General features: G+C 68.7%; 23 protein-coding genes. 17 read left to right on the top strand and 6 right to left on the bottom strand.

Going from position 1 to position 21,454, the window contains the following annotated elements:
* Nucleotides 1-10 precede the first annotated feature (10 nt).
* The 4 genes from nuoL to DMB42_RS39080 are packed head-to-tail and all read left to right on the top strand — an operon-like array spanning nucleotide 11 to nucleotide 6,070.
* Entirely contained in the window at nucleotides 11-1,924 is a 1,914-nt protein-coding gene (gene nuoL / locus DMB42_RS39095) for an NADH-quinone oxidoreductase subunit L (RefSeq protein ID WP_185845098.1), read from the top strand.
* Nucleotides 1,924-3,483 (top strand): NADH-quinone oxidoreductase subunit M, encoded by a 1,560-nt coding sequence (locus tag DMB42_RS39090; protein ID WP_125643823.1) that lies wholly within the window; start codon nucleotides 1,924-1,926, stop codon nucleotides 3,481-3,483. The genes nuoL and DMB42_RS39090 overlap by 1 nt, the downstream gene beginning before the upstream one ends.
* A complete protein-coding gene (gene nuoN / locus DMB42_RS39085; RefSeq protein ID WP_125643821.1) occupies nucleotides 3,480-5,069 on the top strand; it encodes an NADH-quinone oxidoreductase subunit NuoN in 1,590 nt (529 codons plus the stop codon). Before DMB42_RS39090 ends, nuoN begins: the two co-directional genes overlap by 4 nt.
* Before the next feature lie 11 nt (nucleotides 5,070-5,080).
* A complete protein-coding gene (locus DMB42_RS39080) occupies nucleotides 5,081-6,070 on the top strand; it encodes a polyprenyl synthetase family protein (protein ID WP_125643819.1) in 990 nt (329 codons plus the stop codon).
* Here DMB42_RS39080 and rarD read toward each other — a convergent pair.
* Nucleotides 6,032-6,961 (bottom strand): EamA family transporter RarD, encoded by a 930-nt coding sequence (rarD, locus tag DMB42_RS39075; RefSeq protein WP_125643817.1) that lies wholly within the window; start codon nucleotides 6,959-6,961, stop codon nucleotides 6,032-6,034. The genes DMB42_RS39080 and rarD overlap by 39 nt on opposite strands.
* Nucleotides 6,962-7,130: 169 nt before the next feature.
* Between rarD and msrA the strand changes: the two genes are divergently transcribed.
* Nucleotides 7,131-7,793, top strand: a complete 663-nt coding sequence (gene msrA / locus DMB42_RS39070) for a peptide-methionine (S)-S-oxide reductase MsrA (RefSeq protein WP_125643815.1) — start codon at nucleotides 7,131-7,133, stop codon at nucleotides 7,791-7,793.
* Nucleotides 7,794-8,666: 873 nt separating this feature from the next.
* Here msrA and DMB42_RS39065 read toward each other — a convergent pair.
* Nucleotides 8,667-8,882 carry a hypothetical protein gene (locus DMB42_RS39065; protein WP_125643813.1) on the bottom strand — a complete coding sequence of 72 codons (216 nt, stop codon included), beginning with the start codon at nucleotides 8,880-8,882 and terminating at the stop codon, nucleotides 8,667-8,669.
* Nucleotides 8,883-8,995: 113 nt separating this feature from the next.
* On the opposite strand from DMB42_RS39065, the gene DMB42_RS39060 reads away from it, so the two are divergent.
* The 3 genes from DMB42_RS39060 to DMB42_RS39050 all read left to right on the top strand — a co-directional run bounded on the left by DMB42_RS39060 (nucleotide 8,996) and on the right by DMB42_RS39050 (nucleotide 11,644).
* Nucleotides 8,996-9,772, top strand: coding sequence for a hypothetical protein (locus DMB42_RS39060; protein ID WP_125643811.1), 777 nt, complete (start codon nucleotides 8,996-8,998; stop codon nucleotides 9,770-9,772).
* Between the two features lie 248 nt (nucleotides 9,773-10,020).
* Entirely contained in the window at nucleotides 10,021-10,497 is a 477-nt protein-coding gene (locus tag DMB42_RS39055) for a hypothetical protein (protein ID WP_125643810.1), read from the top strand.
* Nucleotides 10,498-11,248: 751 nt separating this feature from the next.
* Nucleotides 11,249-11,644, top strand: a complete 396-nt coding sequence (locus DMB42_RS39050) for a DUF5655 domain-containing protein (RefSeq protein WP_125643808.1) — start codon at nucleotides 11,249-11,251, stop codon at nucleotides 11,642-11,644.
* Nucleotides 11,645-11,719: 75 nt separating this feature from the next.
* Here DMB42_RS39050 and DMB42_RS39045 read toward each other — a convergent pair whose 3' ends face one another.
* Nucleotides 11,720-12,406 carry a hypothetical protein gene (locus DMB42_RS39045; protein WP_125643806.1) on the bottom strand — a complete coding sequence of 229 codons (687 nt, stop codon included), beginning with the start codon at nucleotides 12,404-12,406 and terminating at the stop codon, nucleotides 11,720-11,722.
* Between the two features lie 224 nt (nucleotides 12,407-12,630).
* On the opposite strand from DMB42_RS39045, the gene DMB42_RS39040 reads away from it, so the two are divergent.
* Together DMB42_RS39040 and DMB42_RS39035 are read left to right on the top strand one after the other, a co-directional pair.
* Nucleotides 12,631-13,782: a sensor histidine kinase gene (locus tag DMB42_RS39040; protein ID WP_185845097.1), complete on the top strand. Its 1,152-nt coding sequence runs from the start codon at nucleotides 12,631-12,633 to the stop codon at nucleotides 13,780-13,782.
* Nucleotides 13,779-14,435 carry a response regulator transcription factor gene (locus tag DMB42_RS39035; protein ID WP_125643803.1) on the top strand — a complete coding sequence of 219 codons (657 nt, stop codon included), beginning with the start codon at nucleotides 13,779-13,781 and terminating at the stop codon, nucleotides 14,433-14,435. Before DMB42_RS39040 ends, DMB42_RS39035 begins: the two co-directional genes overlap by 4 nt.
* Before the next feature lie 407 nt (nucleotides 14,436-14,842).
* Here the strand turns inward: DMB42_RS39035 and DMB42_RS39030 are convergent, their stop codons facing one another.
* Nucleotides 14,843-15,070 carry a hypothetical protein gene (locus tag DMB42_RS39030; RefSeq protein WP_125643801.1) on the bottom strand — a complete coding sequence of 76 codons (228 nt, stop codon included), beginning with the start codon at nucleotides 15,068-15,070 and terminating at the stop codon, nucleotides 14,843-14,845.
* A 323-nt stretch (nucleotides 15,071-15,393) separates the two neighbouring features.
* Between DMB42_RS39030 and DMB42_RS39025 the strand changes: the two genes are divergently transcribed.
* The 3 genes from DMB42_RS39025 (at nucleotide 15,394) to DMB42_RS39010 (ending at nucleotide 17,220) form a co-directional block, all read left to right on the top strand.
* Nucleotides 15,394-15,993, top strand: coding sequence for a GNAT family N-acetyltransferase (locus DMB42_RS39025; RefSeq protein ID WP_260478197.1), 600 nt, complete (start codon nucleotides 15,394-15,396; stop codon nucleotides 15,991-15,993).
* A gap of 162 nt (nucleotides 15,994-16,155) precedes the next feature.
* Nucleotides 16,156-16,464 carry a hypothetical protein gene (locus tag DMB42_RS39015; protein ID WP_125643797.1) on the top strand — a complete coding sequence of 103 codons (309 nt, stop codon included), beginning with the start codon at nucleotides 16,156-16,158 and terminating at the stop codon, nucleotides 16,462-16,464.
* A 321-nt stretch (nucleotides 16,465-16,785) separates the two neighbouring features.
* Complete coding sequence (locus DMB42_RS39010; RefSeq protein WP_221762544.1) at nucleotides 16,786-17,220, top strand: nuclear transport factor 2 family protein; 435 nt, start codon at nucleotides 16,786-16,788, stop codon at nucleotides 17,218-17,220.
* Between the two features lie 64 nt (nucleotides 17,221-17,284).
* Here the strand turns inward: DMB42_RS39010 and DMB42_RS39005 are convergent, their stop codons facing one another.
* Nucleotides 17,285-17,719, bottom strand: coding sequence for a MarR family winged helix-turn-helix transcriptional regulator (locus DMB42_RS39005; protein ID WP_221762543.1), 435 nt, complete (start codon nucleotides 17,717-17,719; stop codon nucleotides 17,285-17,287).
* A gap of 69 nt (nucleotides 17,720-17,788) precedes the next feature.
* On the opposite strand from DMB42_RS39005, the gene DMB42_RS39000 reads away from it, so the two are divergent.
* Nucleotides 17,789-18,178 (top strand): PPOX class F420-dependent oxidoreductase, encoded by a 390-nt coding sequence (locus tag DMB42_RS39000; RefSeq protein ID WP_125643793.1) that lies wholly within the window; start codon nucleotides 17,789-17,791, stop codon nucleotides 18,176-18,178.
* Between the two features lie 15 nt (nucleotides 18,179-18,193).
* Here the strand turns inward: DMB42_RS39000 and DMB42_RS38995 are convergent, their stop codons facing one another.
* A complete protein-coding gene (locus tag DMB42_RS38995; protein WP_125643790.1) occupies nucleotides 18,194-18,775 on the bottom strand; it encodes a helix-turn-helix domain-containing protein in 582 nt (193 codons plus the stop codon).
* 104 nt (nucleotides 18,776-18,879) lie between these two features.
* On the opposite strand from DMB42_RS38995, the gene DMB42_RS38990 reads away from it, so the two are divergent.
* The 3 genes from DMB42_RS38990 to DMB42_RS38980 are packed head-to-tail and all read left to right on the top strand — an operon-like array spanning nucleotide 18,880 to nucleotide 21,412.
* Complete coding sequence (locus tag DMB42_RS38990; RefSeq protein WP_260478196.1) at nucleotides 18,880-19,821, top strand: NAD(P)/FAD-dependent oxidoreductase; 942 nt, start codon at nucleotides 18,880-18,882, stop codon at nucleotides 19,819-19,821.
* Nucleotides 19,822-19,847: 26 nt separating this feature from the next.
* Nucleotides 19,848-20,207 carry a co-chaperone YbbN gene (locus tag DMB42_RS38985; RefSeq protein ID WP_125643786.1) on the top strand — a complete coding sequence of 120 codons (360 nt, stop codon included), beginning with the start codon at nucleotides 19,848-19,850 and terminating at the stop codon, nucleotides 20,205-20,207.
* Nucleotides 20,204-21,412 (top strand): MFS transporter, encoded by a 1,209-nt coding sequence (locus DMB42_RS38980; protein WP_125643784.1) that lies wholly within the window; start codon nucleotides 20,204-20,206, stop codon nucleotides 21,410-21,412. The genes DMB42_RS38985 and DMB42_RS38980 overlap by 4 nt, the downstream gene beginning before the upstream one ends.
* Nucleotides 21,413-21,454 lie beyond the last annotated feature (42 nt).

Genomic DNA, 21,454 nt, shown 5'->3' with positions numbered 1-21,454 from the left:
GAGGTGACTGATGCAATCTGAAATCGCTCAGATCACCCCTCATGTCGGCGGTGTGATCGGGAACGCCTGGCTGATGATCGCTCTTCCGCTCGTGGGGGCGTTCATCCTGCTGGTGTTCAACAAGTTCACGAACCGCTGGGGTCACCTGCTGGGCGTGGTCATGTCGCTGGCCTCGTTCGTGGTGGCGGTGCTCGCGTTCTTCGAGCTCATCGGGTTCGGGGACGAGGAGCGCCGCCGGGCGGTGCACCTCTACGAGTTCATCCCCGGCATGGTCGACATGGGGCTGCTGATCGACCCGCTGTCGATCAGCTTCGCGCTGCTCATCACGGGTGTCGGATCGTTGATCCACATCTACTCCATCGGGTACATGTCGCACGACGAACACCGGCGCAGGTTCTTCGCGTACCTGAACCTGTTCGTCGCCGCGATGCTCCTGCTGGTGCTGTCCGACAACTACGTGGGCCTGTTCATCGGCTGGGAGGGCGTGGGCCTGGCCTCGTACCTGCTGATCGGGTTCTGGCAGTTCAAGCCGTCCGCGGCGGTCGCGGCGAAGAAGGCGTTCGTCGTCAACCGCGTCGGTGACTTCGGCCTGCTGGTCGGCATGTTCATCATCTGGACGTCGTTCGGCACGCTGGCCTTCAAGGACCTCGGCGCGAAGATCGGCGCCAGTGGCGCCTCCGACGGCACGATGCTGGCCATCGGCCTGCTGCTGCTCCTCGGCGCCTGCGGCAAGTCGGCGCAGCTCCCGCTGCAGTCCTGGCTGCTCGACGCCATGGAGGGCCCGACGCCCGTCTCGGCCCTGATCCACGCGGCGACCATGGTCACCGCCGGCGTCTACCTGGTCGTGCGCTCGGGCGCGTTCTTCTTCCCCGAGGGCTCGGGGGCGGCGCTCGCCGTCGCCATCGTCGGCGCGGCCACGCTGCTCGCCGGTGCGATCATCGGTTGTGCGAAGGACGACATCAAGAAGGGCCTGGCCGGCTCGACGATGTCGCAGATCGGCTACATGATGCTCGGCGCGGGCCTCGGCCCCGCGGGCTACGCCTTCGCGATCGGCCACCTGATCACGCACGGCTTCTTCAAGGCCGACATGTTCCTCGGCGCCGGTTCGGTCATGCACGGCATGAACGACGAGGTGAACATGAGGAAGTACGGCGGCCTGCGCAAGTTCATGCCGATCACCTTCGTCACGTTCTTCATCGGCTACCTGGCGATCATCGGGTTCCCGCTGCTGTCCGGCTACTTCACCAAGGACGGCATCATCGAGACCGCGGTCCACCACCAGCCGATCCTGGGCTGGCTGGCCGTGCTCGGCGCGGGCATCACGGGCTTCTACATGTCGCGGATGGTCTTCATGACCTTCTTCGGCCAGAAGCGCTGGGCCGACGACGCGCACCCGCACGAGTCGCCGCTGGTCATGACCGTCCCGCTGATGATCCTGTCGCTGGGCGCGCTCGGCCTCGGTGCCTACCTGGTGCTGGGCGGCAGGCTGTACGACTTCCTGCGGCCCGCCGCGGGCGGCGAGGCGGAGGCGCCGAGCTTCCAGTTCGCCAGCACGCCCGGTCTGGCCACCCTCGCGCTCGTCGCCGTCGGTGTGGTCATCGCCTGGATGAAGTACGGCCGGGCAGAGGTGCCGTCGGTGCAGCCGCGCGGCTCCTTCCTCACCACGTTCGCCCGCCGTGACCTGTACGGCGACGCCATCAACGAGTCCCTGCTCATGCGCCCCGGCCAGTGGCTGACCCGCATCGCGGTGTTCTTCGACAACCGCGGCGTCGACGGGCTCGTCAACGGTCTGGCGGCAGGCATCGGCGGGAGCTCGGGGCGCCTGCGCAGGCTCCAGACGGGCTTCGCGCGAACGTACGCGCTGTCCATCCTGATCGGTGCCGCCCTGCTGACCGGCGCCCTGCTCCTCGTTGGGAACATCTGATGTCACCCTGGCTCCCGATAATCATGGCGGTGCCCGTAGTGGGCGCCATCGTGGTGGCCCTGCTTCCCAAGGGCGGCGACAAGCTGGCCAAGCAGGTCACGCTGGCGGTCTCGCTGCTGACGATGGTGCTGACGGGCGTCATGGCCGCCGGGTTCAAGCCCGGCGGTGAGCGCTTCCAGTTCAAGGCGGAGTACGACTGGATCCCGAGCTTCGGCGTGAAGTTCGGGGTCGGCGTGGACGGCGTCGCCCTGGTGCTGATCGCCCTGTCGGTCGTGCTGGTGCCGATCGTCGTCCTGGCCTCCTGGCACGACGCCGACGGCGTCCGGACCTCCGACGGCACGCTGATCACGCCCAAGCGGTCGGTCAAGACGTACTTCTCGCTGCTGCTCGTCCTGGAGACGATGATGATCGGCGTCTTCGCGGCGACCGACGTCTTCCTCTTCTACGTCTTCTTCGAAGCCATGCTGATCCCGATGTACTTCATGATCGGGTCGTACGGCGGCGCCCAGCGGTCCTACGCGGCCGTCAAGTTCCTGCTGTACTCGCTCTTCGGCGGCCTGCTCATGCTGGTCGCGGTCATCGGCCTGTACGTGCTGGCGAACAAGGGCACGTTCATGTTCGAGCCGCTCGTCGGGGCCATCAAGGATCCGACGACGCAGAAGTGGCTGTTCGGCGGCTTCTTCATCGCCTTCGCCATCAAGGCGCCGCTCTGGCCGGTGCACACCTGGCTGCCCGACGGCGCCGGCGAGGCCCCGGCCGGCGCCGCCGTGCTGCTCGTGGGCGTGCTCGACAAGGTCGGCACGTTCGGCATGCTGCGCTTCTGCCTGGAGCTGTTCCCGGACGCGGCCAAGGCGTTCACGATGCCGATCGTCGTCCTGGCGGTCATCAGCATCATCTACGGCGCGATCGTGGCCATCGGCCAGACCGACATGAAGCGGCTCATCGCCTACACGTCGATCTCGCACTTCGGCTTCATCGTGCTCGGCGTGTTCGCCATGTCGTCGGTCGCCCAGTCCGGCGCGGCCCTCTACATGGTCAACCACGGCTTCGCCACGGGCGCGCTGTTCCTCGCGGCCGGGTTCCTCATCGCCCGCCGCGGCTCGCCGTTCATCGCCGACTACGGAGGCGTGCAGAAGGTCGCCCCGGTTCTCGCGGGCTTCTTCCTGGTCGCCGGTCTGGCCGGTCTCTCGCTGCCCGGACTGTCGTCCTTCGTCAGCGAGTTCATGGTGATGATCGGCACGTACTCCAGCGTGGCGCACGGTTCCGGCGCGCTGACGGTGGCCGCGATCATCTCCGCGGTGGCCGTGATCCTCGCCGCCGTCTACATCCTGTGGATGGTGCAGCGCACCCTGAACGGCCCGACCGCCGAGCCGGTCAAGGCGTTCAAGGACCTGAACGCCCGGGAGATCTGGGTACTCGCGCCGCTGGTCGCACTGATCATCGGGTTCGGCTTCTTCCCCAAGCCGCTGCTCGACGTGATCAACCCGTCCGTCCAGCAGACGCTGACCAACGTGCAGGTACCCACTGCCACCATCGCTGAGAAGGGGACAGGTCAGTGAACGACGTCATCCAAGCGCCGACGATCGAGTACGGCACGCTGGCGCCGTTGCTGATCATCTTTGGCGCGGCCTGCATCGGCGTGCTCGTCGAGGCGTTCGCGCCGCGCTACCTGCGCAAGTCCATCCACGTCCCGCTCACGCTGCTCAGCCTGATCGGCGCGTTCGCCCTGGTGATCGTGCAGGTCATGCGCGGCGTGCCGACGCAGGCCGTCGCCATGGGCGCGGTCGCGGTGGACGGTCCCGCGCTGTTCATCTGGGGCGTGATCATCGTCCTGTCGTTCGTGTCCGTGCTGCTGATCAACGACGAGGGCCACTTCGTGGCCTCGGCGGCGGCCGTACCGGGCAGCGCCGACGAGGAGGAGGCCGAGGCGGCCGACAACGGCACCGGGCAGACCGAGGTCTACCCGTTGGTGTTGTTCGCGGTCGGCGGCATGCTGCTCTTCCCGGCCTCGCACGACCTGCTGACGATGTTCGTGGCCCTTGAGGTCATGTCGCTCCCGCTGTACCTGCTGTGCGGCCTGGCCCGCCGTCGCCGCCTGCTGTCGCAGGAGGCGTCGATGAAGTACTTCCTGCTCGGCGCGTTCTCCTCGGCGTTCTTCCTGTACGGCACCGCCATGATCTACGGCTACGCGGGCACCGTCTCGCTGCCCGGGATCAACGCCGCCCTGGCCAAGGGCGCGCTGCTCGACCCGCTGCTCATGATCGGGCTCGCGCTGCTCGGTGTCGGCCTGCTGTTCAAGATCGGCGCCGCGCCCTTCCAGTCCTGGAAGCCCGACGTCTACCAGGGCGCCCCGACCCCCATCACCGCGCTCATGGCCTCCGGCACGCTCGTCGCGGCCTTCGGCGCCGTGCTGCGGGTGTTCTGGGTCGGTCTGGGCAACCTCGACTGGAACTGGCGTCCGGTCATCTGGGGCGTCGCGGCCCTGACGATGATCGTCGGCTCGATCCTGGCGATCACGCAGACCAACATCAAGCGCATGCTGGCCTACTCCTCCATCGCGCACGCGGGCTTCCTGCTCGTCGGCGTGATGGCGACGTTCGGCGCGGCCGGGCAGAACGCCCAGTCGCTCAAGGCGATCCTGTTCTACCTGGCGGTCTACGGCATCACCACGGTCGGCGCGTTCGCGGTGGTCACGCTGATACGCGATCCGGGCGGCGAGGCTGGACACCTGTCCCGCTGGGCCGGGCTCGGCAAGCGTTCGCCGATCCTCGCCGGGGTGTTCGCCTTCTTCCTGCTCGCCTTCGCCGGAATCCCGCTGACCAGCGGCTTCTTCGGCAAGTACGCCGTGTTCGCGGCCGCGCTCAGCAGCGGCACGCAGCCCGGCGACTCCATGGGCGGCTGGATGGCCGGCCTGGTCGTGGTGGGCGTGGTGGCCTCGGCCATCGCCGCGTTCTTCTACGTCCGCGTGATCGTGCTGATGTTCTTCAGCGAGCCCGCGGCCGACGGCCCGGCGATCGCGGTGCCCAGTATGGGGACCGTGGCCGTCATCGCCGTCTCCCTGCTGGTTACCGTAGGAGTGGGGCTCTACCCGGAGTCCATCCTCGGTGTCGCCAACGACGCCGCTTCGGCACTGTTCATTAGATAAGGGGATCCCGTATGTCTGCGCCTCCCGTGGTTGACCTTCCCATTGAGGACGAACGGTTGGCGCAGGACGTGGCCACCGGATTGGCCGCGGTCGAGAAGCTCCTGCGCTCGTCGGTGGAGAGCGAGGACGCCTTCGTCACGGAGGCGTCCAAGCACCTCATCGAGGCGGGCGGCAAGCGGTTCCGTACGCTGATGGTGCTGCTCGCGGCCCAGTTCGGCGACCCATCCGCGCCGGGTGTCGTGCCCGGCGCGGTGGTGATCGAGCTGACCCACCTGGGCTCCCTGTACCACGACGACGTCATGGACGAGGCCCCGGTGCGCCGGGGCTCGCCCTCGGCCAACGCCCGGTGGGACAACACCGTGGCGATCCTCACCGGCGACTACCTGTTCGCCCAGGCCTCGGACCTCCTGGCCGACCTCGGCCCCGAGATGATCCGCATCCAGGCCCAGACGTTCTCCCGCCTCGTCCAGGGGCAGATCCGCGAGACGGTCGGCCCGCGCGACGGCGAGGACCCGGTGGGCCACTACCTGAGCGTCCTGTCCGACAAGACGGGCTCGCTCATCGCCGCCTCCGGCCGTTTCGGCGCACTGCTGTCCGGCGCGCCCGCCGACGTCGAGGAGCGCCTCAGCCGCGCCTGTGAGGCCGTCGGCGTGGCCTGGCAGCTCGGTGACGACCTGCTCGACGTCGCCTCCTCGGGCGCCCAGTCGGGCAAGACGCCCGGCACCGACCTGCGCGAGGGCGTTCCTACCCTCCCGGTCCTCTACGCGCTCACCAGCGGCGAGCAGTCCCGCATGACCGAGCTGCTGTCGGGCCCGGTGGCCGAGGAGGACGTCGAGGAGGCCCTGACCCTGCTGCGCGCCCACCCCGCGATGGCGCGGGCCCGCGCAGAGCTGACGGCGTGGGTGGACCGGGCCCGCGTGGACCTCTCCGCCCTGCCCGACATCCCGGCCAGGGCGGCCTTCCTAGCGCTCTGCGACTACGTGGTCGAGCGTTCGGGCTGATCGCCTGACCCGGGCGGCCGTCCGCGCCGCCCGGAAGCTGTCGTACGTGAAGATCGCCAGGGCCAGCCACACGATCGAGAACCCGATCCACCGGCTGGGCGGCATGACCTCCCCGGCGATCGTCACCCCCACCACGAACTGCAGGATCGGCGCGATGTACTGCAGCACCCCGACGGTGCTCAGCGGCACCCGGATCGCCGCCGCGCCGAAGCAGATGAGCGGCACGGCCGTGATGATCCCGGCCCCCACCAGCAGCAGCGAGTGCCCGACGCCCTGCTGCCCGAACGTCGCCTGCCCCGCGAACTGCAGGTAGACCAGGTATCCGAACGCCGGCACCAGCAGGACCAGCGTCTCGACGGCCAGGCTCTCGGTGGCCGCCACGTTCGCCTGCTTCTTGGCCAGGCCGTAGACGCCGAAGCTCACGGCCAGCGTCAGCGCGATCCACGGCAGCCGCCCGTAGTCGAGGGTCAGCACGATCACCGCCAGCGCCGCGAACCCCACGGCCACCCACTGCAGCGGACGCAGCCGCTCCCGCAGCACCAGCACCCCGAACAGCACGCTGACCAGGGGGTTGATGAAGTACCCGAGCGCGCTCTCGACGACGTGGCCGCTGTTGACCCCGTAGATGTAGGTGCCCCAGTTGACGGTGATGACGAGGGCGGCGACGGTGAGCAGGGCGAGCTTGCGCGGCTGCCGGAGCAGCTCACGGAACCAGCTCCAATGCCGCCGTACGGCGAGCACCGCGACGACGGCCACCAGTGACCAGACCATCCGATGGGCCAGGATCTCCACGGCTCCGGACGGTTTGAGCAGCGGCCAGTACAGGGGGAACAGTCCCCACATGGTGTAGGCGGCGATCCCGAACAGTACACCGCGCCGAAGGTCAGGCATGAACCTAATTTTCGGGCCTTACTAGCTTAAATACAAATGTGTGTCACTATACGGGAATGTTTAGTCATCCTTAAGTGTTCGGGCGTTGTGTAGGCGTAATCCCGCTACCCACGCCACGCCGCCGCCCGCGGCGCTGCGTAAGGTAGAGACACCTGATGGAGGTGGCACGATGGGCTGGCTGTTCGGCGGTAACAAGACATCGATGGTCCGTCCCGAGGACGCTCTGCCGGGCCGCTCGGAGGCGATGCCCGTACCCGCGCGGCACGCCGTCCTGCACGCGCCGCTCGCCCCGCCGTACCCCTCGGGCCTGGAGGTAGCCGACTTCGGCCTGGGCTGCTTCTGGGGGGCCGAGCGCAAGTTCTGGCAGACGCACGGGGTCGTGACGACGGCCGTCGGGTACCAGGGCGGGTACACCCCCAACCCGACGTACGAGGAGGTCTGCAGCGGCCTCACCGGACACACCGAGGTCGTACGGGTCGTGTTCGACCCGGCCCAGGTGTCGTACGAGGAGCTGCTGAAGGTCTTCTGGGAGGCCCACGACCCGACCCAGGGCATGCGCCAGGGCAACGACACCGGCACGCAGTACCGGTCGGCGATCTATCACCACTCGCCGGAGCAGGAGAAGGCGGCGGAGGCGTCGCGGGAGGCGTACCAGCAGGTCCTCACCCAGGCCGGCTACGGCACCATAACCACCGAAGTCACCCAAGCCCCACCTTTCTACTACGCCGAGGACTACCACCAGCAATATCTATACAAAGTCCCCAACGGGTACTGCGGCATCGGCGGCACCGGTGTGGCCTGTCCGGTGGGCCTGACCTCCGGCGAGGCGTAGACCTGCGGAGATAGCTAGATCCTGGCCCATGGTCGCCCGGCACGTCCGGCATCGATCATGGGCCAGAGCCGTTTTCGGCGACAACCTTCCTTACAGGTCCAAGGGCTCGCTGCGCTCGCCACGGTGCCGCTGGCCCGCCTTTAGCGGTCTGGCGGGCTTGCGCGTGCGGCCTGGGGGCCGTTCGCGCCCGCCACCGCACGCGGGCCGGCGGCCCCGACGATGAGCTTCAAGTTTCTGCCGCCCCGCGTCCGGTGCTCGGGCCTGGAGGCCCTGAGCTCCGGGTCGGGTTGCCATCGATTTACCCAGATTGCTCCCTGTGGTGGAGGCTGGCGTATTGAGGGGCCGTTTCAGACGCTTCGAAGGGACCTTTGCTCCCTCCTCCCCTGTCTGGTGTCCGCCTGCAGATTCACAGCCAGTTCATCCAACGTCCCCCCGCAACGAACGTTGGACAGCCCGCTTGCACAGGGAACGGGCTGCTTCCGAACGGCCACCCAGCCTGCGGCCATGTCCTGAACCTGCCATGCCGGGTACTGGGCGATCAGCTTCGCCAAGGTCATGGGCACGGGTGCACTCCGGCGACCGGCGTACAGATCGGCTGAGATTCCCGTAGTTGGGCGTAGCAGAGAGCGACTCGGTGAGCGGCCCGAGCGGGTTCCGTGGAGGGGTGCCAGGCGTAGATGACTCGCTGTCGTCTCGCATCCCATGCCGATCGCCACCAGTAGCGCCCGCCGTGACACCAGACGACCAATCCGACCCAGACGGACACCAGCGCCAGGCCGTAGCCATCGTGCACGTCTGCGGAGACTCCCCGAGTGGCGAGGGCGTTGGCCAGGGCAGCGGCGGCGTGGGTCTCTGGTGCGAGCGAAGGGCGGCTCACAACGCCTCCTCTGCTGTCTCCTGCTCCTTCAACTGCTCGGCGAGATTGACGATGTCGTCCGCGTCGACCGTCTGGGACAGTCCGTGATCCACTTCGCGCGGGGACAGGCGACGACCGTTCCGGGTGGCCCAGAGACGGCCCGCAGAACTACGCCAAATGCACCAGCCGGGAAATGCCGCTTGGAGGTCTTCGAGAATCACTGGAGTGGACATGCGATCAGCGTGCTTACCTGAGCGTGACAAACCCACCGCGTTATCAAGACGTCCAGGACGTTACAGCGTTACGCTCCGAACGTCCCTGACGTCCTCCAGTTCGAGGGTGTGCCGTGGCCAACGTCCCCCTACGCAGCGCCATGCTGAACGCCCAGGTCACGAACCAGCATTTGGCTGACCGATGTGGCGTGGACGTCAAGACGGTGGAACGCTGGCTGCAAGACGAAACGCGCGTTCCGCACATGCGACACCAATGGGCAGCCGCAGAGGCACTAGGAGTTGAGACAGCCGTGCTATGGCCGGATGCAATTCGCAAGACGGTGAAAACTGGGCCGGATAAGGAAGTCTTGACCGTCTATCCGTATCGCTCCGCATGTCCGAAATCAATCTGGCGCAATCTCATCAGCTCGGCGCGCAACGAGATCGTGTTCGCCGGTTACACCAACTACTTCCTGTGGCTGGAACACCCCAATCTCGCGAAGGTGCTCAAGCGGAAGGCGCAGCAGGGCTGCAAGATTCGGTTCCTCGTCGGCGATCCGGAGAGTGAGGTAACGCGCCACCGTGAGGACGTGGAGAACGTTCCGCTGACCGTCTCCACGCGCATCCGGATCACTCTGTCGGAGATCGAGCAGCTACGCGACGTTGCCAGTGTCGAGGCCCGGTTCGGTGACGAGCACATCGCCATGAGCGTGTTCCGGTTCGATTCGGAAATGCTCGTCACGCCGCACTTGGCGAAGCTCGTTGGTCACGACTCGCCCATGTTGCACTTGCGGCGGTTTCAGGATGACGGCCTGTTCGATCGGTTTGCTTACCATGCCTCTGAGCTGTGGGGCAACGGCCGCGACGTGTGGCAGCAGCCCCAGCCCGCAGGCCCGATCCTGGGTGACTAACTGGGTGACAACAGGCCCGGACGGCCCCGGAACCGAGGGGACCGTAGTACCAGGTGGGGGCGAATATCGAGCGTGGTCCCGCCCCCCTCGTGAGGTGTCTGGCGTCCAATGCGCTCACTGTGTCGAAGACCTTTGGCTCGGAGCGTTCCTGCACCGGGTCAAGAACTTCCGCCGATCGTATGCCGGGCCGTCCGGTGCTTTGCGCTGGTTCGATGCGCGTCTTCATGCCACTTTGAGCTGGGGGGATCATGGTTCGCATCGCTGTGTCCGGTCATCGGGGTTTGCCGGAGGAGACTGTCGTACTGATCGAGGGGGCGGTACGCCAGGCGCTCGAGGAGTACGGTCCTGGCGTCACCGGGTTGTCCTGTCTGGCGGACGGGGCTGATCAGATCTTCGCTCGCGCGGTACTCGATCTCGGTGGCGTGCTGGAGGTTGTGATCCCGGCCGAGGAGTATCGGGACGGGCTGCCGGGCGAATGTCGGGCAGCATACGACGAGTTGCTGGGCCGGGCGGTCCGGACTCACCGGCTGCGGTTTGGGGAGTCCACCTCGGAGTCGCACATGACAGCCAGTGCGCGGATGCTGGAGGACGCTGATGTGTTGTTCGCCGTCTGGGACGGGCAGCCGGCCCGAGGCTATGGCGGCACCGCTGACGTGGTGGCCGAGGCGCGGCGGCGGGAGGTGCCCGTTCGGGTGATCTGGCCTGATAGTGCACGGCGAGATTAGGAGCCTCTAGACGCTAGGTGCCTGGTCAGGAGGCTGATAAGCCTCTAGGTGTGCCTCTAGACCTAGAGGTGATCTCTCTAGGTCTAGAGGCGCAGGGTTCTATCGCTTCTCGCCTACTTGCTGCCGTGCGATCTTGCGAGCGGTGGCGATCCGTGGGCGTGCTACCTCGGCCCAGAAAGCCTCTCCGTGGCGGTGGCGGCTTCCGGCATGGTGCCATTCGCCTACCGTCACGGTCTTCTCTGGATCGGGAGGCGGAGTGCCGGTGACCAGCCGGGTTTGCTCGGCGCGGAAGTCGGCGCGGGCCTGTCGAATGTCCCCGAGTCTGATCGATGTGCTGGACGCAGTCCTTGCAGTGGGTGACGCGCAGCGAGGTGTTGCAGAGGGAACCGTCCGGCTTGGCGCGACCGCAGGAGGGGGAGGGGGGAACGAAGTGCCCAAATGTCGCTTCAACCTCCACGAAGGCACTGTCAAGAGTGCCGTCCGCTTCAGTCTTACACCACAGGACCCACCGGAGCCGTCCAGAGGGCGGTCTCCGTGGTGAGCGCCCGAGTGGGAGGCATTTGATGCTTGAGCTGAAGTGCGACCATCCGGCGAGGCGTAGACCTGCAGAAATAGCTAGATCCTGGCCCTTGAGCGCCCAGAAGGCGCCGCCGCGCCCCCGGCCCTCCGCCCGCCGGCCGGGTGTGCGGCCGGAAGGCGTACGGGTTCGTGGCCCGAAAACCGTCGTTGCCGCCTGCTACTTTCTCGGTTCATGAACCAGGAGACGTGGACGATCGACGATCACCTTGAAGGCAAGCCCGACACGTCGGTGGCCCTGTACCACGAGTTCGTCAGGCTGGTTGAGGGGTGCGGAGCCTTCACGTATGCGGTGTCCAAGAGCATGATCACCGTCAAGGGGACACGTCGAGGATTCGCCGGAGCAAAGCCGGACGCGCGGGGGCTTCGAGGGTACTTCGACATCCAGCGCACGATCGGCGACGACGCTCGCATCACCAGCGTGGCTCCGTACACGAAGCGGCTGTACGTTCATGCCTTCCGGATCTCTGATCTCGCCGAGCTTGATGAGGAATTCGCCGGCTGGCTCCGCGAGGCGTACGAAGTGGGTCAAGGCGGACACCTGGGAGCTTTCCGAGAAGGCGAGTCCTGACGCGAGGTGTGAAGTCCCTGGTCGTCAGCTGATCGTCGTGCAATTGGCGTTCAACTGGACAGAGGGAACGAGGGGTCACGTGGCCGGGGTCGATGTGGCCAGGGCCTCCGCGCGGAGCACGTCCTCGGCTGAGCGGCGCAGGAGGCGTACCCCCACGAGGACCAGCGGCGCGTAGCAGGCCAGGGCCACCACAGCACCCACGAACGCAGGCAGCGTCGCGGCCGCCACGAACGGCAGCAGGATCACCGGCACCGTCCACCAACCGACCACTCCCGCTCGGGCGAGCCCGGCCAGAAGCAGCGGGAGCATGGCGACGCCGCACAGGATTCCGGTGAGCCGCCACACGGCGAGGGTCGGGTCGGCCGTGACGGTGTCGAACACCTTCACCGCGTCGGCGAGCGGCACCGCGTTCGGCATGACGGTGGTGAACCAGTCGGACAGCAGCATGCCGGACATCTGGATGGCGCCGAACATGGACAGTGCCACGCCGGTCGCCGTCAGGCTCCGTCCCCTCCGGCCGCGCAGCAGCGTCAGGGTCGCCGGTACGCCGAGCGCGATGAGCACCCAGGCGTAGTGGAGCAGGTTCGCCGACAGCAGTGACAGTTCGTGGTCGGCGGCCAACGAGGCCAGATACCCTGCGGACGAGTCGTCCGCCTGCGGCGGCGAGGTGAGCATGCCGCCGAACATCAGGACGGGGGCGAGTACGAGCGCGACGCCGGAGAGGCGGCGCAGCGGAGCGGAGGCGGCGGACGTGGCGTCCATGAGGTGTCCTTTCGGATGTCTCTTGAGCTGCCGTAACGCTATGAGCGCGCACCAGCCGGCCGGATCGGCCAAGCGGGCCGTCCGAGATGCGATTCCGAGTCACTCGATCGGCCGCAGGGTCCTCTCCGGGTACGACCCGCGACCCTCTGCCGTCCTTCCCGGGTCTGATCCGCGGGTCGAACCCCTTCGTTACCGTCGGTGTGCCGACGACGAGGGGAGTGAGCGTGGGCACACCATGGAGCCGCCGGAGATGGCTGCTCGCGGGCGCCGTGGCCGGTGTGTTGTTCGCCGTCCTCGCGTCGATCGAGGTGTACGGCGACCCGCGCGGCGCCGGCGACCGGCTCGCCGTTGTCGGGCTCAGCCTGGTGTTGGCGCTCTGCTTCCCGCTCGCGGCGCGTCACCCGATCGTCGCGATGTCCGTGGCGATGTTGTCGTTCCCGTACGCGATGCTGACCGGTGCGGAAGGAGTGGGCGGGGCCCAGCTCATCGCCGAGCTGGTGCTCGTGGTTCATGCGGCTTACCGGACCGAACCTCGTCGTTCCCTCGCCGCGTCGGTGTGTGCCGCCGTGGTTCCGGCGGTCGCGCTCGTCTGGGGTGGCGAGGGGGTTTGGGAGTTCGTCTTCTTCGGCGCGTTGGTGGGGGCCGCCTGGGTTCTCGGTACGTTGTTGCGGCGGGAGCAGTCGCGCTCTCGCCAGCTGGCCGCGCTCGCCGCCGAGCTGGCCGCCGAGCGGGAGGCGCGGGCGCGGGCGGCGGTGGCCGAGGAGCGTGCCCGCATCTCGCGTGAGCTGCACGACGCGGTGGCGCACACGGTCAGCGTGATGACCATGCAGGCCGGGGTGGTACGGCGCCGGTTGGCCGACCGGCCGGTCGAACACGACGCGCTGACGCAGGTGGAGGAGCTCGGCCGGCGTTCGGTCACCGAGTTGCGCCAGGTGGTCGCCCTCCTGCGTCCTGACGAGGCCGACCGGCTGGCGCCGCCTCCGTCTCTGCGGCGGATCGACGACCTCGTCCAGGAGGTATGTTCGGCCGGGCTCCAGGCCATGTCCACGGTGTCCGGTACGCCGTTCTCGGTGCCGCTGGGTGTCGACATGTCCGCGTACCGGATCGTGCAGGAGGCGTTGACGAACGTGTTGCGTCACGCGCAGGCGGTGGCCGAGACGGAGACCGTGACGTACGAGGCGGCCGGAGTGAGCGTACGGATCGTGGACGACGGACGGGGCACCACCGCGCCCGGTCCGGGGCCGGGCGGCGGGCACGGCCTGGTGGGAATGCGCGAACGGGTGGGCATGTTCGGCGGGGAGTTGCGGGCCGGGCCGCGTGCCGAGGGCGGCTTCGAGGTGTATGCACGTTTCCCGCTCGCAGAGGGGACACGATGATCCGGGTGCTGCTGGCCGACGACGAGGCGATCATGCGGGCCGGACTGCGCATGCTGATCTCCGACGAGCCGGACATGGACGTCGTCGGGGAGGCGGCCGACGGCAACGAGGCGGTGCGGTTGGCCGCCGAGATCGGGCCCGACGTGGTGCTCATGGACGCCCGTATGCCGCGCCTCGACGGCATCTCGGCCGCCCGCGCGCTCGCCGGGACGCATCCCGAGATCAAGGTGCTGGTGCTGACCACGTTCGACGAGGAGACCATCGTGGACGGGGCGCTGCGCGCCGGTGTCGCGGGCTTCCTGCTCAAGGTGTCACCTCCCGAGCAGTTGCTGGAGGCGCTGCGCGAGGTGGCGGCCGGGCGCGGTCTGCTCGATCCGGCGGTGGTCCCGTCGGTGATCGGCAGGTACACGCGGGCACCGGAGCCGCAGCCCCGGCACCCGGCGCTGGACCGGCTCACCGGCCGGGAGGCCGAGGTGTTCGCCCTCGTCGGCAGGGGGTTGTCGAACTCGGAGATCGCCGCTCGGCTCTACCTCGGGGAGACCACCGTGAAGACGCATCTGGGCAGGGTGCTGGACAAACTCGGGCTGCGCGACCGGTCACAGGCCATCGCGTTCGCGTACGAGAGCGGACTCATCCGTCCCGGTGAGGACTGAGAATCGCGGGCCTGCGCATGGGTCATACACCCTCGTGGGGATGGGCGCGGCGCACCCTGCCGGCCGGCGAGTAGATCAGTCCCTTGGTGGAATTCGGCCTCGTCGGCGCAGAGCGCCGGGTCTGGGAGTTGAGGTCGGGCCCTCTGCGTGGTTTTCGGAGGGCTCAGACGTGAGGCTGTGGTCTGGCCTCCCTCAGTCTTCCCCAGCCTCCTCGGTGTTCGGGAAAATCCCATCTCCGTTGAAGGCGGAAGAGTGGGATTTCCCGAACGCTCGACCGGAGGCGATTGCCCGCGTGCCTGAAGAGGCGTACCGAGTCCCCGACGGCTGTTGCGGAAGCGGCGGCATGGGCGTGGCCTGCGGCGCTCCGCGTCGCATCGCGGCCCCATTCAGGCGACGAGGCCGCCTGACTACAGCTCGTCGGGCGCTTCCCTGTTCCGTCGAGCCTCGCGTTCCGCCCATTCGCGGCGCTGAGCTTCGCGTTCCGTCGTCACACGTTCGTGCAGACTCGGCATCCGTTGCCTTTCGTGCCTGATGGCCAGCCGTACCGCCCAATAGATGAGGAAGAAGAGCACCACTGCTGGAACGACCCAGATCATCAACAGAACCAGGGCCTCAGCTGGTCCGATCGCCAACATCTGATCCTCCGAATAGGGGGAGGACAAGTGTGCCCGAACCGTCGTTCAAGGTCTACGAACGAGCGGGGCATGGGTGAGAGGTCCTTCATGCCTTCGGCGGAGCGGCACTTGGGGCCGTAGGTGGTCGAGGTGGAAGCCTGACGTTTCTGATCCGGGGTGGTTGGCGGGATCATGGAGGGATGTCGCGGAGGGCGTTGGGGCGTGCTTGTCGGTTGTGGGAGAGCTTGGCTCGGGTTCCGGTGAAGTTTCCTGCTCGGGGTCGGGTGAGCGTGGTTGTTTCGCCCGGGTCGTGGTTGTGTCCGGCGGGGTGGACGGGGGTTGTCGTGTTGGGGGGTGCGGCGCTGGTCACGGTGCCGGACGGTGGGCTGGTCGAGCCGTTGCGTGGGGTTTTGGGGGACGCGCTCGACGGGGCCGCCGGTGTTGCGGGGCTTGCCGGGCGGCTGGGGGTCAGCGAGGTTCTGGGGCCGGCGACGTTGGCTTACCTCGATGTCGAGGATTTCGTTCCCGTCCATGAGGGGGGCGGTGTCGAACGGGTGCCCGCGGGTGATCGCGATGTCGAGGGGCTGCTGGAGGCGGCGGACGGGAAAGATGCCGAGGAGAGTGGGCTGGGGGAGGTCGGTTCGGCGGTCTGGGTGGTTCGCGATGGTGGTGGGGATGTGGTCGCTGCCGCTGGGTATCGGCCGTGGCTGGATTCGGCGGCGCATTTGTCGGTGTTGACCGCTGAGAGGTGTCGCGGGCGGGGACTGGCTCGGGCGGTGGCGTCGGCGGCGGTGGACGATGCGCTGGCCCAAGGGTTGCTGCCGCAGTGGAGGGCGCGTCCGGAGCCGTCGCGACGGGTGGCTCGTGCTCTCGGGTTCCGGGAGTACGGGGAGCAGGTGAGTCTTCTCGTGCGGCGTACGGACGGCTGGGTCAAGGGTGGTTGAGGTAGAGGAGGACGGCTTGGACGCGGCGGTGGTCCTCCTCTGAGTGGGGCAGGCCGAGTTTGGCCAGGATGGAGCTGACGTGGGTCTCCACCGTACGGCCGGTCGGCCAGAGGCGGCGGGCGCTACTTCGCGATCGCCTTCACCGGGATCACCGAGCTCGCCATGGCCGAGCGTGGCGGTCCCGTCGCGGATTACGCGGCCGTACTGGACGGTCGTCAGGGCGACGTGGCGGCGCTGTGGGTGTTCCTGCTCTTCGCGCTGGGCAATCTGGTCGGGACGCTGCTGCTCGGCGTGGCCCTGTTACGCAGCCGCGTGGTCCCGCTCGGGGCGGCCGCCGCGGTCCTCGCCTGGCCTCCGCTTCACGTGATCGGGCTGGTCACGGGGAGCGAGTGGTTCGAGGTCGCGGGCGCCGTACTGCAGGCGGCCGGCCTGGCGATCGTCGGCATCCGCCTGCTGAACGCCCCCCGGTGACCCTGGCGTTCCGTGGGCCTTCGGTGGTACATGTCATGGTTCGCGCGGCCGGGAGGCAAGGGTGTACGTGGACCGGCTGTTGCGAATGGCCGACCTGCTCCTCGACAGAAGAACCGCCGACGAGCGGGCGTCTGGCAGGTCGTCGTCCTCGGCTTGATCTTGCGAGGGAAGTGTGGCGGGCCAGGGGGTGTGGCTCGAAAGTGGATCTTGGTAGGCTGCTTGCTTTACTTCGGAGGTAATCGTCTTGGTGCGCCCGTGCTGACAGGATTGATGATCTTCTTGTCGGACGACGCCAATCAGGACGGAAGGTCAGCCATGTCCATGACCGCACCTAAGGACACGCGTACGGTGGTTGAGGAGTTGCTGCGCAGGATCGGCGAGGGCGACCCCGAACGCATCGCCGAACTGTACGCCGAGCCGGGCGACTGGAAACTTGACTGGCCGGAGGCCGAGCACGGCCGTACTGCCACGCCGTGGATCCGTCACCGGTCCACCCGGGCCGACGCGGCCGCCCACTATCGCGAGATCGCCGATCACCACGTGCCGGAACTGGTGGCGACCGAGGTCGAGCGCATCCTCGTCGACGGAGGCGACGCGGTCGTGCTCGGCGAGATCCGTCAGACCGCCCGGTCCACCGGACGTTCCTATCGGGCGCGGTTCGCCCTGCACCTCACCGTCGAGGACGGCCTTGTCACCCGGCACCACGTCTACGAGGACAGCCTGGCCGTCGCCCAGGCGTTCGAGGCGGAGAAGTGAGAACCTCCAGGTCGATCGCGTAGCCGTGGCCCGGCGCCGTCCGCCGGATTTCCGCGAACCGAGATCAGTGTGCTCCTTCGATCGCCTGGGCGAAGCGGGTGAGGAGGGCCTGGAGGGAGGCGCGTTCCTCGGGGGTGAAGGCGGCGGCGATCCGGCGTTCGATGATGACGGCGGCCTCGTCCGCCACCCGTAGCGCCTCGCGGCCCGCGTCCGTGAGGTGGGTCTCCAGCATCGTGCGGTGCCACTGGTGGGGGGAACGTTCGATCAGGCCGTGTTCCAGCAGGTTCTTCAGTACGACGTTCATGGCCTGCGGCGTGACCAGGCACTCCCTGGCCAGGGCGGCGGCGGAGATGCCCGGGTTGGCGTGGAGGGCGAGCAGGGCGGCGTACTGGGGGACGGTCACCCCGGCGGCCTTCACGGCCGCGTGCTTGGCCGCCATGAGTCGCTGCTCGGCGCGCTTCACGGCGAGGCCGAGCCGTTCCTCCGGGGGCATGTCCATGCAGGGAGCCTACAAGTCATCCCGTCCTAAAAACACTTACATGTATCAAAGCTTTGATACTGTGCCGCCATGTCTGTGATTCCCGAGAGCCACCTCGACCTGCTGACCCGTCCCTTGTACGCCCATCTGGCCACGTTGATGCCCGACGGCACCCCGCAGGTGACGCCGGTCTGGACGGTCTGGGACGGCGAGTTCCTGCGCTTCACCACCACGACCGACCGCCAGAAGGGCCGCAACGCGAGCGCCCGCCCGTACGTGGCCATCTCGATCAACGACCCCGACCGGCCGTACCGCTATCTGGAGGTGCGCGGGACCGTCGAGCGGGTCGAGCCCGACCCCCAGGGCGACGGCTTCGACCTGCTGGCCAGACGGTACGGCCTGGAGTACGACCGCCCGGTCGGCGACGCCGAGCGCCGGGTCGTCATCGTGGTACGGCCCACCCGCTGCACCAGCCAGTGACGGCGGGCCGGGCGCTCAGGAACTCGGCCGGGCACGCATGTGCATGCGTTCCCCCTGCCGCCCGAACAGGTTGAGCACCTCCACGGGATGGTCGCCCGCCGGGCCGAACCAGTGGGGCAGGTGGGTGTCGAACTCGGCGGCCTCGCCTGGCCCCATGACCAGGTCGTGGTCGGCCACGACGAGTCGGACGCGGCCGGAGAGCACGTACATCCACTCGTAGCCTTCGTGGGTGACCGGCTGCGGCTGGTTCTGGTCGGCGGGGATGATCGACTTCCACGCCTGCAGAGGGCCCGGGTGGGCGGTCAGGGGCAGCACGGTCCGCCCGTTGCGGACCACCGGCTTGAGGCGGATGCGCGGGTCGCCGACCTCCGGCGCGCCGACCAGCTCGTCCAGCGGCACCTGGTGCGCCTCCGCGATCGGCAGCAGCAGCTCCAGGCTGGGGCGGCGCTGGCCCGACTCCAGCCGGGAGAGCGTGCTCTTGGAGATGCCGGTGGCCTCGGCCAGGGCCGCGAGGGTCACGCCGCGCTGGGTGCGGACCCGTCTGAGGCGGGCGCCGACCTGAGCCAGCGTGATGTCTATCCGGGATTGCTGCTCCATGGGTCCATTTCACCTCCGCTGTTCCAGAAATGGCAACAGAAGTTGTCATCCTGGCCCGACCGGACGCACCATCGGGGCCGGAGGTGATCGTCATGATCAAGGCGATGAACAGCGAAAACGCCGAGTACGACGTGGTGGTGGTCGGCGCGGGAGCGGCCGGGCTGAACGCCGCCCTGCTTCTCGGACGCGCGCGGCGCAAGGTGCTCGTGGTCGACGCGGGCGGGCCGCGCAACGCCCCTGCCGCGCACATGCACGGCTTCCTGTCCCGCGACGGCCTGCCGCCGTCGACCCTGCTGGAGCTCGGACGGGCCGAGATCGCCCGGTACGGCGTGCGTCTCGTCCGCGGGCGCGTGGAGGAGATCGAGCACGGCTTCTCCGTACGGCTGGAGGGCGGCCCGGTGATCGGCGCCCGCCGCGTCCTGGTCGCCACCGGCCTGTACGACGAGCTGCCCGCCATCGTCGGCGTACGCGAGCAGTGGGGCAAGGACGTGCTGCACTGCCCCTACTGCCACGGCTACGAGGTCGCCGACCAGCCGCTCGCGGTGCTCGGCACGCATCCGGGCGCGGTGCACCAGGCCCTGCTCCTGCGGCAGTGGAGCGACGACGTCGTGTTCCTCCCGCACACCCTCGACCTGACGGCCGAGGACCGCGAACGCCTGGACGCCCGCGGCCTGCGCGTCGTCGAGGGGAAGATCGACCATCTCGTCGTCGAGGAAGGGCGGCTGCGCGGCGTCGAACTGGCCGACGGGCGGGTGCTCCCGAGGGCCGCGGTGTTCCTGTTCCCGCGCATGGTGCCGCACGACCAGCTCCTCACCCGGCTGGGCTGCGCCAAGGACGACGCGGGCCTGGTCGGCACCGACCGCACCGGACGTACGAGCGTGCCGGGCGTCTGGGCGGCCGGGAACGTCGTGGACCCGCGCGCCCAGGTCGTCACGGCGGCCGGGATGGGCTCGTCCGCCGCGTTCGCCCTCAACGCAGACCTGCTGGACGAGGACGTACGAACCGCCGTCGAACGCCACCGCGCCGCGTCCGCCCCGACCCGCTAGCCCCACACATGCAAGGAGACTTCGACATGCCCGCGCATGCTCCGGGCTCGGTGCGCAGCGTCACCGAGCAGACCTTCGCAGAACACGTCGTCCAGGCGGAACGGCCGGTCCTGGTCCAGTTCTGGGCGACTTGGTGCCGTCCGTGCCAGATGGTCACCCCCGTCGTGGAGAGCCTGGCCGCCGACCGCGCCGGCGAGGTGGACGTCGTCAAGGTCGACCTGGACGAGGAGCCCGGCCTGGCCACCCGGCACGGCGTCACCGCCGTCCCCGCCTTCGTCGTGTACGCCGGCGGCAACCCCGCCGGCTCGTGGACGGGCGCGGCTCCCCGGCACGTACTGGACCAGTACCTCGACGCGGCCCTGCGCGCGGCGGGGACGGGCCGGTGAGCGCCGAGGCCGCGGCGGCCCCGCGGGCGGCGGCCGCCCGCGGCAGGCTGCCTCTGGGCGTCTACCTGCTGTCCTTCAGCCTGTTCTCGATGGGCAGCGCCGAGTTCCTGCTGGCCGGGGTCCTGCCGGCGGTCGCCGCGGACCTGCGGATCACGTTGTCCTCGGCCGGTGGGCTGATCTCGGCGTTCGCGGCGGGGGTGGTCATCGGCGGGCCGCCGCTGGCCATCATGACCCTGCGCTGGCCGCGGCGGACCACGCTGGTGGCCGCCCAGGCGGCCTTCGCCGCCTGCGTGGCGGTCGGCATGCTCACCGACAGCTACCCGGTGCTCCTGGTCACCCGCTTTCTCTGCGGGCTGGCGTACGCGGGGTTCTGGGCGGTCGCCGCGGTCACCGCGATCGGCCTGGTCCCGGCGGACCGTACGGCCCGCGCGTCCGGCGTGGTCGTCAGCGGGCTGAGCCTGGCGATGATCGCCGGTGGGCCGGCCGGGGCGATGATCAGCTACTTCACCGGGTGGCGTGGCGGGTTCTGGGCGGTGACCGCCCTCACCGTGGCGGGCGCCGTGCTGACGCTCGTCGCGCTGCCCGCCGCCGGCGGTCCCGTCCGGGCGAGCGTGCGCAGCGAACTGCGCACGATGCGACGGCCGCAACTCTGGGTGGTGTACGCCGTCACCCTGCTGAGCACCGCCGCCTACATGATCTCCTACAACTACCTGGCGGCGTTCCTGACCGACGTCACCGGTGTGCCCGGGGTCTGGGTGCCGGTGATCCTGACCCTGTTCGGGGTCGGGGCGTTCGCCGGGCTGTCGGTCGGGGGCCGGATCGCCGACCGGCTGCCCACGCACGCGCTGCTGGCCGGGGCACTGGGGATCGGGGTCTGTTCCGTCCTGCTCGCCGTGCTCGCACGGCACGCGCCGGCCGTCGTACCGCTGGTGTTGCTGCTCGGGGTCGCCGGGTTCGTGCTCAACCCGGCGATTTACGGGCGCGTGTTCGCCATCGCGTCCGGGGCGCCGACGCTGGCCGGGGCCACCACCGTCTCGGCCTTCCAGCTGGGCATCAGCCTCGTTCCCGTACTGGCCGCGGCCGCGCTGGACGCCGGGGCGGGGCTCACCGCCGTACCGTGGATCGCCGCGGGACTGGCCGCGGCCACACTCGTCCCCATCCTCCTGGACCGCGCGATGTCACGACGAGCGAGCGGCGGCACGTAGGGCTCCGGACGGGTTCTCCGCAGGGGTGCCGGGCCAAAAGTG

The sequence above is a fragment of the Nonomuraea sp. WAC 01424 genome (assembly GCF_003947315.1).
Taxonomy (GTDB): Bacteria; Actinomycetota; Actinomycetes; order Streptosporangiales; family Streptosporangiaceae; genus Nonomuraea; species Nonomuraea spiralis.
This window is presented reverse-complemented; position numbering and strand designations above follow the sequence as displayed.

Coding starts and splice junctions, on each gene's coding strand:
- DMB42_RS38995 (WP_125643790.1), bottom strand. CDS start 18,775: ATGGAGCAGCAATCCCGGATAGACATCACGCTGGCTCAGGTCGGCGCC.
- DMB42_RS39080 (WP_125643819.1), top strand. CDS start 5,081: ATGTCTGCGCCTCCCGTGGTTGACCTTCCCATTGAGGACGAACGGTTG.
- DMB42_RS39000 (WP_125643793.1), top strand. CDS start 17,789: ATGTCTGTGATTCCCGAGAGCCACCTCGACCTGCTGACCCGTCCCTTG.
- DMB42_RS39010 (WP_221762544.1), top strand. CDS start 16,786: ATGACCGCACCTAAGGACACGCGTACGGTGGTTGAGGAGTTGCTGCGC.
- DMB42_RS39045 (WP_125643806.1), bottom strand. CDS start 12,406: ATGGACGCCACGTCCGCCGCCTCCGCTCCGCTGCGCCGCCTCTCCGGC.
- DMB42_RS39065 (WP_125643813.1), bottom strand. CDS start 8,882: ATGTCCACTCCAGTGATTCTCGAAGACCTCCAAGCGGCATTTCCCGGC.
- DMB42_RS39005 (WP_221762543.1), bottom strand. CDS start 17,719: ATGGACATGCCCCCGGAGGAACGGCTCGGCCTCGCCGTGAAGCGCGCC.
- DMB42_RS39050 (WP_125643808.1), top strand. CDS start 11,249: ATGAACCAGGAGACGTGGACGATCGACGATCACCTTGAAGGCAAGCCC.
- DMB42_RS38985 (WP_125643786.1), top strand. CDS start 19,848: ATGCCCGCGCATGCTCCGGGCTCGGTGCGCAGCGTCACCGAGCAGACC.
- DMB42_RS39035 (WP_125643803.1), top strand. CDS start 13,779: ATGATCCGGGTGCTGCTGGCCGACGACGAGGCGATCATGCGGGCCGGA.
- DMB42_RS39090 (WP_125643823.1), top strand. CDS start 1,924: ATGTCACCCTGGCTCCCGATAATCATGGCGGTGCCCGTAGTGGGCGCC.
- nuoL (WP_185845098.1), top strand. CDS start 11: ATGCAATCTGAAATCGCTCAGATCACCCCTCATGTCGGCGGTGTGATC.
- rarD (WP_125643817.1), bottom strand. CDS start 6,961: ATGCCTGACCTTCGGCGCGGTGTACTGTTCGGGATCGCCGCCTACACC.
- msrA (WP_125643815.1), top strand. CDS start 7,131: ATGGGCTGGCTGTTCGGCGGTAACAAGACATCGATGGTCCGTCCCGAG.
- DMB42_RS39030 (WP_125643801.1), bottom strand. CDS start 15,070: ATGTTGGCGATCGGACCAGCTGAGGCCCTGGTTCTGTTGATGATCTGG.
- DMB42_RS39015 (WP_125643797.1), top strand. CDS start 16,156: ATGGCCGAGCGTGGCGGTCCCGTCGCGGATTACGCGGCCGTACTGGAC.
- DMB42_RS39055 (WP_125643810.1), top strand. CDS start 10,021: ATGGTTCGCATCGCTGTGTCCGGTCATCGGGGTTTGCCGGAGGAGACT.
- DMB42_RS38990 (WP_260478196.1), top strand. CDS start 18,880: ATGAACAGCGAAAACGCCGAGTACGACGTGGTGGTGGTCGGCGCGGGA.